This is a genomic window from Streptomyces sp. BI87 (assembly GCF_025957665.1).
GTDB classification, from domain to species: Bacteria; Actinomycetota; Actinomycetes; order Streptomycetales; family Streptomycetaceae; genus Streptomyces; species Streptomyces albidoflavus.
Genome location: NZ_CP110079.1, coordinates 738,433 through 751,820, shown reverse-complemented (window position 1 = coordinate 751,820; position 13,388 = coordinate 738,433). Strand labels below are relative to the sequence as shown.

Below are 13,388 nucleotides of genomic sequence, written 5' to 3'. Positions count from 1 at the left end.
CTCTCACAAGCGGAACGTCGTACTCCTAGCTCACTGACCCGAACCCGGGCCCGCAAACGGACCGCCACCCGGCGCATGGGCCGCCCGGGGCGCGCCCCCGCACTCCCGCGCGCCCTACCCTCTCCCCATGACCCCCGACACGACCCTCGACGAGCTGGGCAAAGCCCCCTACGTCAGCCTCACCACCTTCCGCAAGGACGGCACCGGCGTCGCCACCCCCGTCTGGGCGGTGCGCGAGGACGACACCCTGTACGTCTGGACCCGTAGCGACTCCTGGAAGATCAAGCGCCTGCGGCGCGACCCCCGCGTCCGCGTCACCGTCTGCGACGTGCGCGGCAAGGTCGCCGAGGACGCGCCGCGCGCCGAGGGCACCGCCCGCCTCGTGGAGGACGCCGACGGGCTCAAGCGCCTCCGCAAGCGCTTCGGCCGCAAGTACCGCCTCCAGTTCTACGTCCTGGACATCGGCGGGATGATCGGCCGGCTCGGCAAGCGCCCGCACACCGGAGTCGCCATCACCTTCTGACGCGGCGGCCCCACGAAAAACGCCCGTAGCCCCGCCGAAACAACCGTGGTGTTTCCTACCGGACCTGAGGAACCCCGCCCGGTGCTCCGGCGCCGGGCCTTCGGTCTGTTGGGGGCGGGCAGCGATGGCAGTGGCACAACTCCCGGGCGCGGCAGTCGACTTCGCGCGATTCCTGGCCGGGCTCACGGCCCGGCTCGACCGGCGGTCCGGGTGGCTGGCCGTCTTCCTGGAACGCGACCCCGACGGCATGCGGGCCTGCCTCGCCGGGAGTGAACTGCCGCCCTGGGACGTGGTCGACGCGCTGCTCCAGGACCTTGCCTCGGACCAGGGCGCGGCGGTGGCCCGTACCGAGGCGGCCGCCGCCCGGGCGCTGCACGCCGCCGCCACGGCCGCGCACGACGCCTTGCCTGGTGCGGCAGCCGCCCTCGCCGGCCGGCTCGACGTGATGCTCCGCGAGCAGCGGTACGCCGCCGAACGCCTCCAGGAACTCACCGCCCACCGCGCCACCGCCACCACCGAGGAGGCGGCCGCCGCCCTCGACGTCGACCTCGCCTGGGCCGAGGACGACCACCGGCGCGCCACCGCGCGCCGCGCCGAACTCCGCGCCCGCGCCGACGCCCTCGCGGCCCCGGCCGCCCCCGCCCCCGAGCGCCCCGCCCAGCTGGCCAAGCCGAAGAAGCGACCCCGGGGCGGCGCCCGCTTCGCGGGGATCGCGGAGGAGGCCGCCGAGCCGCCGCAGCCCCCCGCCCCGGTCGCCCCGGCCCCCGCGGCCGCCCTCCGGGGTGCCCGCTTCGCCGGTGTGGCCGGCCCGGCCGAGGAGCCTGCCCCGTCCCGCCCCGACCCGGAGGGTGCCCACGCGGCCACCGGTGCCGTCGCCCGGCTGCACGCCCTGCGGGCCCAGGGCAGGGGAGGCGAGGCACACGTCGTCCTCGCCGAGCTGGCCGGCTGGCCCGCGCCCCGGCTGCCGTTGCTCGCCGCCGAACTCCACCGGGCCGGGCTGGAGGCCGACTGGGCGACGCTGCTCTGGGAGGTGGCCGCGCTGCCCCCGGCCGGGCTGGTCGCCGCCGCCGACGCGCTGGCCGCCGCGGGGCGCGGCGCGGACGCCCGGCAGCTGTTGCGGCAGGGGGTGGCCCGGCCCGTCCCCGAGATCGCCGACGCCCTGCGCCTGCTCACGGGTGACGGCCGCGACCGCCAGGCCCGCGCCCTCGCCGGGGCCTACCTCGCGGTCCGCTCGCCCGAGGACGCGGCGGGCGTCGCGCGCAGCGACCCGGACCGGCTGGTCCCGCTGCTGCTGGACGCGGCCCGGGGTGTCTCCGAGGAGCGCCACTGGGACCTGGTGCACGCCTTCCGGGTCGCCGGGGTCCTCGCCTGATCCGTTCCCCGAGGAGGCGTGCGCCCGCACGGGTGCCGAACGCGGCCGACTCAGGACGTGGGCGGAGATGGTCTTGCCCCGCGCCTGCGAGGGGCTTACGTTCGTCCTCCTACGTCCCTTCTACGGGCGTAGAAAGCCCTTGCTGACGACCGGTCGAAGGAGCACCCCATGGCCCCTGTCGTACGCGCAGCACTCGTCCAGGCGACCTGGACGGGCGACACCGAATCCATGATCGCCAAGCATGAGGAGTACGCCCGCGAGGCGGCCCGCGCCGGAGCCAAGGTGATCGGGTTCCAGGAAGTCTTCAACGCCCCCTACTTCTGCCAGGTCCAGGAGGCCGAGCACTACCGCTGGGCCGAGGCCGTGCCCGACGGGCCGACCGTCTCCCGGATGCGCGCCCTGGCCCGTGAGACCGGCATGGTGATCGTGGTGCCGGTCTTCGAGGTCGAGCAGGAGGGCTTCTACTACAACACCGCCGCCGTCATCGACGCCGACGGCAGTTACCTCGGCAAGTACCGCAAGCACCACATCCCGCAGGTCAAGGGCTTCTGGGAGAAGTACTACTTCAAGCCCGGCAACCTCGGCTGGCCGGTCTTCGACACCGCGGTGGGCCGCATCGGCGTCTACATCTGCTACGACCGGCACTTCCCCGAGGGCTGGCGCCAGCTCGGCCTCAACGGCGCCCAGCTCGTCTACAACCCCTCCGCCACCTCCCGCGGCCTCTCCGCCTACCTCTGGCAGCTGGAGCAGCCCGCCGCCGCCGTCGCCAACGAGTACTTCGTCGCCGCCATCAACCGGGTCGGCCAGGAGGAGTACGGCGACAACGACTTCTACGGCACCAGCTACTTCGTCGACCCGCGCGGCCAGTTCGTCGGCGACCCCGCCGACGACAAGACCGAGGAACTGCTCGTCCGGGACCTGGACTTCGGCCTGATCGAGGAGGTCCGCAACCAGTGGGCCTTCTACCGGGACCGCCGGCCCGACGCCTACGAGGGCCTCACCGCGCCCTGACCGGCTCCACCGGACCCCCGGGCGGGGCCGCCGCACCGGCCGCCCCGCCCGCGCGCCCGCCCCCTGCACCGGTACCGGAGGGAACCCCATGAACCGTACGGTCATCCGCGGCGGCCTCGTCATCACCGCCGCCGACGAACTGCACGCCGACGTCCTCGTCGAGAACGGCCGGGTGGCGGCCCTCGCCGCCCACGGCACCGACGCGGCCGCCGGCTGGAGCGCCGAGCACGAGATCGACGCCACCGGGACGTACGTGATCCCCGGCGGCGTCGACGCCCACACCCACATGGAGATGCCGTTCGGCGGCACCCAGGCGTCCGACACCTTCGAGACGGGCACCCGGGCAGCCGCCTGGGGCGGCACGACCACCATCGTCGACTTCGCCATCCAGTCCAAGGGCGGCTCCCTGCGCGAGGGGCTCGACGCCTGGCACGCCAAGGCCGACGGGCAGTGCGCCGTCGACTACGCCTTCCACATGATCATGTCGGACGTGAACGCCGCCTCCCTCAAGGAGATGGACGCGCTCGTCGGTGAAGGCGTCACCTCGTTCAAGCTGTTCACCGCCTACCCGGGCGTCTTCCTCTCCGACGACGGCCAGATCCTGCGCGCCATGCAGCAGGCCGCCTCCAACGGCGGCCTGGTCATGACCCACGCCGAGAACGGCCTCGCCATCGACGTCCTGGTCGAACAGGCCCTCGCCCGCGGTGAGACGGACCCGCGCCACCACGGCGAGGTCCGCAACGCCCTGCTGGAGGCCGAGGCCACCCACCGGGTCATCAAGCTGGCCCAGGTCGCGGGGGCGCCGGTGTACGTCGTGCACGTCTCCGCCGAGGAGGCCGTCGCCGAACTGGCGCGCGCCCGCGACCAGGGACTCCCGGTCTTCGGCGAGACGTGTCCGCAGTACCTCTTCCTCTCCACCGACAACCTGGCCGAGCCGGACTTCGAGGGCGCCAAGTACGTCTGTTCCACCCCGCTGCGGCCCAAGGAGCACCAGGCCGCGCTCTGGCGGGGACTGCGCACCGACGACCTCCAGGTCGTCTCCACCGACCACTGCCCGTTCTGCTTCAAGGGGCAGAAGGAGCTGGGCCGGAACGACTTCTCGAAGATCCCCAACGGCATGCCGGGCGTCGAGAGCCGCATGGATCTGCTCCACCAGGCCGTGGTCGACGGCCACATCAGCCGCCGCCGCTGGATCGAGATCGCCTGCGCCGCCCCGGCCCGGATGTTCGGCCTGTACCCGAAGAAGGGGACCATCGCCCCCGGCGCCGACGCCGACATCGTCCTCTACGACCCGCACGCCGAGCAGACCCTCTCGGCCGAGACCCACCACATGAACGTCGACTACTCGCCCTACGAGGGCAAGAAGGTCACCGGCCGGGTGCGCACCGTGCTCTCCCGCGGCGTGCCGGTGATCGACGGCGGCCGGTACACCGGCCGGGCCGGCCAGGGGATGTACGTGCCCCGGGCCACCAGCCAGCACCTCGACTGAGCCGGGCGCGGGGGCGCACAGCGGTGCGGCCCCGGGGACCGTGTCCCAGGGGCCGCCGCGGTGCCGTGTGCAGGCCCGGACCTGACGGTCCGGAGGTGATCAGGAGTGCGAGGCGGTGGTGCTGGTGCCGGCGCCCTTGGGGCCGGCGAACTTGAAGTCGTTGTAGTAGTACGCCTTGCCGTGCTTGCCCTTGCCCTTGACGCCGCTGGCGGTCTTGTTGACCCAGGCGCCCTTCGGGCCGGCGAACTTGGTGACGTTCTTGTAGCTCGGGCCGCCCTTGCCCTTGCCGTGCTTGCCCTTGTCCTTGCCGTGGGCCTCCACGGAACGCTTGCCGTGGTCGTGCTTGCCGTGCTTCCCGTGGAAGCCGGAGAGGACGAAGGACGAGGCCGCGCCCTTGGGGCCCGCCACCGCGGTGTGCTTGGCGTACGAGGGGCCGTCCGAGGCGGCGGCCACGGAGGCGCCGGCGAGGACCAGGGGAGCGACGACGGCGCCGACGGCGGCGGCCTTGAGGAGGTTGCGCATGAGAGACCTTTCGGAACTGCCACACCCGCTACGAACGTGGCGGGCTTCAGAAGGAGTCTGCCGTTCTTCTTCACATTCGCGCGGAGCGAAACGGGGCCTTCATTCGGATGGATCAGCAATTACCGCGGAGCCGCAGATCGGTGGCGCGTGCGCTCGCCCCGGCCGTACCGGCCCGGGCGACGCGCGTCGCGGGCTCCCGGCTCGGTGCGCCCCGCGCCCTACTGTGAAACGCCTCCGCGCCGGCCGGGCCCCGCCCGCGCCCCGGACCACCAACTCCCACCGCCCGTACCGCCACCGAGGAGAGAGCTGGACATGGACTTCGGACTCGTTCTACAGACCGATCCCCCCGCGTCGACCGTGGTCGGGCTGATGCGCCGCGCCGAACGGAACGGCTTCCGCTACGGCTGGACCTTCGACTCGGCCGTGCTCTGGCAGGAGCCGTTCGTCATTCACAGCCGCATCCTGGAGCACACCAGCCGGCTGACCGTCGGCCCGATGGTCACCAACCCCTCCACCCGCACCTGGGAGGTGACCGCCTCCACCTTCGCCACCCTCAACGACATGTACGGCAACCGCACCGTCTGCGGCATCGGCCGCGGCGACTCCGCGATGCGTGTCGCCGGGCGCCCGCCCAACACCCTCGCCCGGCTCGGCGAGGCGGTCGACGCCATCCGGGACCTCGCCGAGGGCCGCGAGGCCTCCGTCGGCGGCGAACCCATCCGGCTCCCATGGGTCAAGGACGGCAAGCTGCCCGTATGGATCGCCGCCTACGGCCCGAAGGCGCTCGCCCTCACCGGGCAGCGCGGCGACGGCTTCATCCTGCAACTGGCCGACCCCTACCTCACCGAGTGGATGATCAAGGCCGTCCGCACCGCCGCCGCCGAGGCCGGACGCGACCCCGACGCCGTCAAGATCTGCGTCGCCGCGCCCGCCTACGTCGGCGACGACCTCGCCCACGCCCGGGAGCAGTGCCGCTGGTTCGGCGGCATGGTCGGCAACCACGTCGCCGACCTCGTCGCCCGCTACGGAGCCCACTCGGACATGGTCCCGGAGGCGCTCACCGCCTACGTCGAACAGCGGCAGGGGTACGACTACGCCCACCACGGGCGCTCCGGCAACCCCGACACCGCCTTCGTCCCGGACGAGATCGTCGACCGGTTCTGCCTGCTCGGCCCGGCCGAGGCGCACATCGAACGGCTGCGCGCTCTGCGGGAGCTCGGCGTCGACCAGTTCGCCGTCTACGCCATGCACGACGCCCGCGAGGAGGTCATCGACGCCTACGGCTCGACCGTCATCCCCGCCCTGAGCTGACCGGCGCCCAACTCGCCGGTGACGGCGGGCCGGTGGGGGCCCGGGGTCCGGCGCCGGACCTCCACCGGCCGTACGGCATGATCCCCGGCATGAGACTCCCGCGCCGGGCGCGCCTTCCGCTCCTCGTCCTCGTGCCGGCCCTGGCTCTCACCGGCTGCGGCCTCGCCGCCGAACTGGAGCGCGAGGCCGACCCGGCGCGCACCTCCCGGCCGCCGTCGCCCGACCCGTCGCCGACCCCGCCCGTACCGGAGGCGGCGCCGCCCGCCACCGAGTCCTCGCCGGCCGACGACCCGGGTGCCGCCGAGGACTGCCCCGCCTCCGGCTTCCGGGCCCGGGCGGCCGCCACCGACGCCGCGATGGGGCTGCGGGTGGGGAACGTGATCGTCTTCAACTGCGGTACGAAGACCCTGAAGCTGAAGGGCTACCCCGTGCTCCAGGTGCTCGACACGGAGCGCGAGCCGATGGAGACCGAGGTGGCCGAAGGCACCGGCCGCATCTCCATGGGCCCCGAGGACCCCGGACCGAGCCCCCTGGTCCTGGAGCCCGGCATGTCCGCCCGCTCCACGCTCGCCTGGCGCTACTGGGCCGTCGACCCCCACACCGGGAGCGGCCTCGGCGCGTACCTGCGGGTCGCTCCCGACGGGGGGACGGAGCCGCAGACCGTGGAGGTGGCCGGCGGCGGGCTCGACGTGGGGGAGGGGGTGCTGGGGACGACCGCCTGGCAGTACGACATCAGCGAGGCGCCGCCGGAGCGGTCCTGAAGGCCGGGCGAACCGGGACAGAGTTACCGTGGGCGCAGGTCACGAGCGCTGGAGGCGGAACGCGATGCACGGTGAGTACAAGGTCCCCGGGGGCAAGCTGGTCGTGGTCGACCTCGACGACGACCAGGGTGTGCTGCGCAACGTCCAGGTGGCCGGGGACTTCTTCCTGGAGCCCGACGAGGCGCTCGGCGCCATCGACGCCGCGCTGGAGGGCGTACCGTCCGACACCGACGCCACCGGCCTCGCCGCCCGCGTCGAGGCCGCCCTGCCCGAGGGCACCGTCATGTACGGGATCACCGCCGAGGGCGTCGCCGTCGCCGTCCGCCGCGCGCTCGCCCACGCCACCGACTGGACCGACTACGACTGGCAGCTCATCCACACCGAGCCGCAGTCGCCCGCCCTGCTGATGGCCCTGGACGAGGTACTGACCACCGAGGTCGCCGAAGGGCGGCGCCCGCCGACGCTGCGGGTCTGGGAGTGGGGTGGACCGGCCGTGATCATCGGCTCGTTCCAGTCCCTGCGCAACGAGGTCGACCCCGAGGGCGCCGCCCGCCACGGCATCGACGTGGTCCGCCGGATCAGCGGCGGCGGCGCGATGTTCGTGGAGCCCGGCAACACCATCACCTACTCCCTCTCCGTCCCCGCCTCCCTCGTCTCCGGCCTCTCCTTCGCCGACTCCTACGCCTACCTGGACGACTGGGTCCTCGGCGCCCTCGCCGACATGGGCATCAAGGCCTGGTACCAGCCGCTCAACGACATCGCCACCGAGGCGGGGAAGATCGCGGGCGCCGCCCAGAAGCGGGTGGTCGCCGGGGACGGCGCCGTGCTCCACCACGTGACCATGTCCTACGACATCGACGCCGAGAAGATGCTCGACGTGCTGCGGATCGGCAAGGAGAAGATGTCCGACAAGGGCACCACCTCCGCCAAGAAGCGCGTCGACCCGCTGCGCCGGCAGACGGGCCTGTCCCGCGCCGACGTCATCGACCGCATGATCGGCTCCTTCCGCGACCGCTACGGCCTGAGCCAGGGCGCCGTCACCGACCGGGAGACGGCGCTCGCCGAGGAGCTGGTCCGCACCAAGTTCGCCACCGAGGAGTGGCTCGCCCGGATTCCCTGACGGGACGCGGGAACAGCCGTTCGGGCCGGGCCGATAGCCTGCGGGGCAATCGGCACCGACAGCAAGGCGAGAGGCTGCATGTTCACCACGCGTCCCACCCTCCAAGGCACCTTCGGCATGGTCTCCTCCACCCACTGGCTCGCCTCGCAGTCCGCGATGGCCGTGCTGGAGGACGGCGGCAACGCCTACGACGCGGCCGTCGCCGCCGGGTTCGTCCTGCACGTGGTGGAACCGCACCTGAACGGCCCGGCAGGCGAGGTCCCCCTGCTCCTCGCGCCCCACGACGGCGAGGTCCAGGTCCTCTGCGGCCAGGGCGTCGCCCCCGCCGGCGCCAGTGCCGCCCACTACCGCTCGCTCGGCCTCGACCTGGTCCCCGGCACCGGCCCCCTCGCCGCCGCCGTCCCCGGCGCCTTCGACGCCTGGATGCTCCTCCTGCGCGACCACGGCACCCGCACCCTCGCCGAGGTCCTGACATACGCCATCGGCTACGCGGAGGACGGGCACGCCCCCGTCGAGCGGGTCACCGCCACCGTCGAGACGGTCCGCGAGCTGTTCACCACCGAGTGGACCAGCTCCGCCGAGGTCTACCTGCCCGGCGGCGAGGCCCCCGCCCCCGGCGAGCTGTTCCGCAACCCCGCCCTCGCCGCGACCTGGCGCCGCCTGATATCCGAGGCCGAAGAGGCCGGGGGCAGCGACCGCGTCGCGCAGATCGAGGCGGCCCGCGCCGTCTGGCGCACCGGCTTCATCGCCGAGGCCCTGGTCCGCCAGGCCGCCCGGCCCACCACGGACACCACCGGCACCCGCCACACCGGCACCCTCACCGCCGAGGACCTGGCCGGCTGGTCCGCCTCGTACGAGGCGCCCGTGACCTACGACTGGCGCGGGTGGACGGTCTGCAAGGCCGGGCCGTGGAGCCAGGGGCCCAGCCTGCTCCAGCAACTCGCCCTGCTCCCGGAGGAGCTGCCCGCCTACGGCTCGGCCGACTACGTCCACCTGCTGGTGGAGGGCTGCAAGCTCGCCATGGCCGACCGCGAGGCCTGGTACGGCGACGCCGCCGAGGTGCCGGTGGGCGCCCTGCTCTCCGAGGAGTACAACAAGGAGCGGCGCGCGCTGATCGGCGAGCGGGCCTCGCTGGAGCTGCGGCCCGGCAGCCCCGAGGGGCGCACGCCCGCGCTCGCCGCCCACGCCCGCGCGGTCGCCGCCGGGCACTCCACCCACGCCCCCGCGCCCGGCGCCGCCGGTGCGGGCGAGCCGACCGTGGCGCGCGACGGGGCGACCCGGGGCGACACCTGCCACCTCGACATCGTCGACCGCTGGGGCAACATGGTCTCGGCCACGCCCAGCGGCGGCTGGCTCCAGTCCAACCCGGTCGTCCCCGAACTGGGCTTCCCGCTCGGCACCCGGCTCCAGATGACCTGGCTCGACGAGGGCCTGCCCAACACCCTCACCCCCGGCGTGCGCCCGCGCACCACGCTGACGCCCTCCATCGCGCTGCGCGACGGCGTGCCCGTCATGGCCTTCGGCACGCCCGGCGGCGACCAGCAGGACCAGTGGCAGACCCACTTCTTCCTCGCGGTGGCCCTGCGCGAGCCGGTGCGCGGCGGACTCGACCTCCAGGGCGCCATCGACGCCCCCAACTGGCACACCGACGCCTTCCCCGGTTCCTTCTACCCGCGGGAGATGGACCCCGGCGCCGTCACCGTGGAGTCCCGGACGGACGCCGAGGTGGTCGAGGAGCTGCGCCGGCGCGGCCACCGCGTCACGGTCGGCGGCCCCTGGTCCGAGGGCCGCCTGTGCGCCGTCGCCCGCGACCCGCGCACCGGCCTCCTCTCGGCCGCCGCCAACCCGCGCGGCATGCAGGGGTACGCGGTCGGGCGCTGAGCCCGGCGCCGGCGCACCCGGAGTTCACCGAGGCGCCGCCCCCGGTTGGTCCGCCGGTGCGGCGCTGTCGGTGCGGCATGGTCTGATGGGAGACATGATCGAACACTTCTCCGAACTGAGGGGATTCCTCGACCGCCACCTCGACGACGTCACCGAGGCCGTCCGGGAGGCGGCGGCCGCCGAGATCGTCCCGCGCTTCCGGCAGCTCGCCGAGGACGACGTGGTCCAGAAGTCCGGCCCGCACGACCTCGTCACCTCCGCCGACCGCCTCGCCGAGCTGCGGCTCACCGACGCCCTCACCGCCCTCCTCCCCGGCTCCGTCGTCGTCGGCGAGGAGGCCGTCCACGCCGACCCGGCGGTGTACGGCGCCCTGGAGGGCGACGCGCCCGTCTGGATCGTCGACCCGGTCGACGGCACCCGCCAGTTCGTCCACGGCGACCCCGGCTTCTGCACACTGGTCGCCCTGGTGCGGGGCGGCGAGACCCTCGGCTCCTGGACCTACGCCCCCGCCCTCGACGAGCTGGCCATCGCCGTGCTCGGGGACGGCGCGACGCTGAACGGCACCCGGCTGGCCGCCGGTACGCCCGGCGACGGGGCCCCGCTGGACGTCGCCACCTCCCACCCGGACTTCACCACCCCCGAGCAGAAGGAGGCCCTGCTCGGCCTGTGGACGCCGGGCGTCGCGCCGCGCCCCTGCGGCTCGGCCGGGCTGGAGTACCTGGCGGTGGCGCGCGGCACCGGCGACGCCACCGCCTTCTCCTGGGAGGCAGCCTGGGACCACGCCGCCGGACTCCTGCTGGTCACCGAGGCGGGCGGCGCCCACCTCACCCGCGACCGGGTCCCCTTCCGCTACCGGGGAGGCAACGCCCTGCCCTTCACGGCCGCCCGCGATCTGGCCACGGCCGAGCGGGTGGTGAAGCTGCTGGGCGGCTGAGCGGGGCGCGGGCGCCAGGGCCCCGGCGCGTCAGGCGTCCACCACGGCGCGCACCTTGCGGACCAGCCCGGCCGCCGCCTCGACCGCCCCGGCGTCCAGCGCGGTCAGGCAGGCGGTGACCCGGTCCGCGAACCGCTCCGGCGTCCCCGGCAGCGCCGCCGTGGCCGCCAGGGCGCCCTTCTCGTTCAGCAGCCAGCGGCGGTGATGGGCGTGGAGCGTCTGCGTCAGCACGCCGAACGCCCGCGCCAGGCAGAGCGAGACGTGCAGGCTGTCGCCGCCCGGCGCCGACTTCGCGGCCGCCGCCACCGAGAACTCCGCCTCCCAGGCCGCCTCCGCCAGCGCCCGGCGCAGCGGCTCCGGGTAGCCGGGCTCCTCGCACACCTGGTGCCGCAGCGCGGCCAGCTCGCCCGCCGGGTCGGCGAGAATCCGCCCGTACGCCACCTCACCGGCGTAGGCCGGCGACCAGAAGCCCAGCGGGTGCCCGGCCTGCACCCCCACCTCGTACCGGCCCTCACGGCACTCCTGCCACACCCGCTCGACCCGGTCCAGATCGCGCAGAATCCAGTTACGCCGTCCACCCGCAGCCAGGCCCCGCCGTTGACCCACGGGCCCCAGCCGCCGGGCCCCGCCACCTCCACCGGCGAGCCCTGCGCGGCGGAGGCCAGGGCGGCCAGGCGGCCGAGGTCGGGCGTGCCCCGGTAGTAGACGCCGAGGTCCCAGTCGGAGTCCGGGCGGTGGGTGCCGCGGGCCCGGCTGCCGCCGAGGACCACGGCCCGGACACCGGGCACGGCGGCCAGCTCCCGGGCCATCCGCGTGACCGGCTCCCAGGCCACGGGCGTGTCCGCGCCGCCCTCCGGTCCGTCCGTCGTCCCCGTCATCGCGCCCCTTCGGCCGGGCGGTCCCGGCCGGAGGCCGACGCCGCAGCTGAGACCGGGTTCCGGCCCCACGGCACCGTACCGGCGGCCCCGCGCGGGCCGCACCCGCATATCCTGGGCGTCCCGGCCCGGCCGACCTAGGAGTCCGCGCATGCCCACGCTGCTCGATGCCGTCGTCGTGGGCTCCGGGCCCAACGGACTGACCGCCGCCGTCGAGCTGGCCCGGCGCGGCATGGACGTCGCCGTCTTCGAGGCGAGGGACGGCATCGGCGGGGGAGCGCGCACCGAGGAGCTGACCCTCCCCGGCTTCCGCCACGACCCCTGCTCCGCCGCGCACCCCCTCGGCGTCACCTCCCCGGCCTTCGACGCCCTGCCCCTGGAGCGGTACGGACTGCGCTGGCTCCACGCCGACCTGCCCATGGCCCACCCCTTCCTGGACGGCGGCCCGGCCGCCGTGCTGGCCCGCTCCGTCGGCGAGAGCGCCGCCTCCTTCGGCCCGCGCGACGCCGGCGCGTACCGGAGGCTGATCAGCCCCCTCCTGCTGCGCTGGGAGGCCCTCTTCCGCGACTTCATGGCGCTGCCCTCCACCGCCCTGCCCCGCGACCCGCTCACCCTGGCCCGTTTCGGCCTGGCGGGCCTGCCCCCGGCCTCGCTGCTGCTGCGCCGCTTCCAGGACGAGCGCGCCCGCACCCTGCTCGCCGGGCTGGTCGGCCACATCATGGCGCCCCTCAGCGGCATCGCCACCGGCGCCGTCGCCCTCGTCTTCGCCCTCGCCGCACACGCCCGGGGCTGGCCGGTCGCCCGGGGCGGCTCGCAGGCCATCTCCGACGCCCTCGCCGGGCTCCTCACCGACCACGGCGGCACCCTCCACACCGGTTACGAGGTCAAGCGCCTCGACGACCTCCCGCCGGCCCGCGCCTACATCTTCGACACCTCACCCACCGCCCTGGCCCGCATCGCCGGTCTCGGCGGCTATTACGACGGCTACCGCTACGGCGCCGGCGTCTTCAAGCTCGACTACGCCCTCGACGGCCCCGTCCCCTGGGCCTCCCCGGACGCCCGCCGGGCCACCACCGTCCACCTCGGCGCGAGCCCCGGCGAGATCGGCGCGGCCCTGCGCGCCGTCTCCCGCGAGGACCGGCCGCCGTCCCCGCCGTTCCTCATCACCGTCCAGCCGAGCGTCGCCGATGCCACCCGCGCCCCCGAGGGCAAGCAGGTCTTCTGGGTCTACGGCCACGTCCCCAACGGCTGGCGAGGCGACCTCACCGACGCGATCGAACGCCGCCTGGAGGAGTACGCCCCGGGCTTCCGCGACCGGGTCCTCGCCCGCGCCGCCGCCGGCCCGCCCGAGCTGGCCGCCCGCAACGCCAACTACGTCGGCGGGGACATCGCCTGCGGCGCCGCCTCCGGCCTGCAGCTCCTCCTGCGCCCCAAGCTCACCCTCTCCCCGCACACCACCCCGCACCCGGCCGTCTTCCTCTGCTCCTCGGCCACCCCACCGGGCCCCGGCGTCCACGGCATGTCCGGCCACAACGCCGCCAAGGCCGTCTGGCGCCACCTGCGAGACCCGCGGCGCCGTTAGGCTCGCC

Annotated in this window: 11 protein-coding genes and 1 pseudogene; 10 read left to right on the top strand and 2 right to left on the bottom strand. The window is 74.7% G+C overall.

Annotated features, from left to right (window positions below; genetic code table 11):
- Positions 1-127: 127 nt before the first annotated feature.
- The 4 genes from OIM89_RS03175 to hydA all read left to right on the top strand — a co-directional run bounded on the left by OIM89_RS03175 (position 128) and on the right by hydA (position 4,395).
- Positions 128-523 carry a PPOX class F420-dependent oxidoreductase gene (locus OIM89_RS03175; RefSeq protein ID WP_003951860.1) on the top strand — a complete coding sequence of 132 codons (396 nt, stop codon included), beginning with the start codon at positions 128-130 and terminating at the stop codon, positions 521-523.
- Between the two features lie 130 nt (positions 524-653).
- Positions 654-1,895, top strand: coding sequence for a hypothetical protein (locus OIM89_RS03170; protein WP_151170348.1), 1,242 nt, complete (start codon positions 654-656; stop codon positions 1,893-1,895).
- Between the two features lie 168 nt (positions 1,896-2,063).
- Positions 2,064-2,906 (top strand): nitrilase-related carbon-nitrogen hydrolase, encoded by an 843-nt coding sequence (locus tag OIM89_RS03165; protein ID WP_030694781.1) that lies wholly within the window; start codon positions 2,064-2,066, stop codon positions 2,904-2,906.
- Positions 2,907-2,994: 88 nt separating this feature from the next.
- A complete protein-coding gene (gene hydA / locus OIM89_RS03160; RefSeq protein ID WP_226964695.1) occupies positions 2,995-4,395 on the top strand; it encodes a dihydropyrimidinase in 1,401 nt (466 codons plus the stop codon).
- Positions 4,396-4,494: 99 nt separating this feature from the next.
- Here the strand turns inward: hydA and OIM89_RS03155 are convergent, their stop codons facing one another.
- Positions 4,495-4,917 carry a hypothetical protein gene (locus tag OIM89_RS03155; RefSeq protein ID WP_030694783.1) on the bottom strand — a complete coding sequence of 141 codons (423 nt, stop codon included), beginning with the start codon at positions 4,915-4,917 and terminating at the stop codon, positions 4,495-4,497.
- 312 nt (positions 4,918-5,229) lie between these two features.
- On the opposite strand from OIM89_RS03155, the gene OIM89_RS03150 reads away from it, so the two are divergent.
- The 5 genes from OIM89_RS03150 (at position 5,230) to OIM89_RS03130 (ending at position 10,924) form a co-directional block, all read left to right on the top strand.
- Positions 5,230-6,228 (top strand): TIGR03842 family LLM class F420-dependent oxidoreductase, encoded by a 999-nt coding sequence (locus OIM89_RS03150; RefSeq protein WP_030694784.1) that lies wholly within the window; start codon positions 5,230-5,232, stop codon positions 6,226-6,228.
- Between the two features lie 89 nt (positions 6,229-6,317).
- Complete coding sequence (locus OIM89_RS03145) at positions 6,318-6,989, top strand: DUF4232 domain-containing protein (protein ID WP_226964696.1); 672 nt, start codon at positions 6,318-6,320, stop codon at positions 6,987-6,989.
- A 64-nt stretch (positions 6,990-7,053) separates the two neighbouring features.
- Positions 7,054-8,109 carry a biotin/lipoate A/B protein ligase family protein gene (locus OIM89_RS03140; protein WP_030694785.1) on the top strand — a complete coding sequence of 352 codons (1,056 nt, stop codon included), beginning with the start codon at positions 7,054-7,056 and terminating at the stop codon, positions 8,107-8,109.
- Between the two features lie 78 nt (positions 8,110-8,187).
- The gene (locus OIM89_RS03135; protein WP_047468681.1) at positions 8,188-9,990 is read left to right on the top strand and encodes a gamma-glutamyltransferase family protein; all 1,803 of its coding nucleotides are present in this window, start codon (positions 8,188-8,190) and stop codon (positions 9,988-9,990) included.
- 94 nt (positions 9,991-10,084) lie between these two features.
- Positions 10,085-10,924: an inositol monophosphatase family protein gene (locus OIM89_RS03130; protein ID WP_264490959.1), complete on the top strand. Its 840-nt coding sequence runs from the start codon at positions 10,085-10,087 to the stop codon at positions 10,922-10,924.
- 30 nt (positions 10,925-10,954) lie between these two features.
- Here OIM89_RS03130 and OIM89_RS03125 read toward each other — a convergent pair.
- Positions 10,955-11,802 (bottom strand): annotated as a pseudogene (locus tag OIM89_RS03125) (nucleotidyltransferase domain-containing protein).
- A 148-nt stretch (positions 11,803-11,950) separates the two neighbouring features.
- Between OIM89_RS03125 and OIM89_RS03120 the strand changes: the two are divergent.
- Positions 11,951-13,381, top strand: a complete 1,431-nt coding sequence (locus OIM89_RS03120; RefSeq protein ID WP_047468686.1) for a phytoene desaturase family protein — start codon at positions 11,951-11,953, stop codon at positions 13,379-13,381.
- Positions 13,382-13,388: the final 7 nt, after the last annotated feature.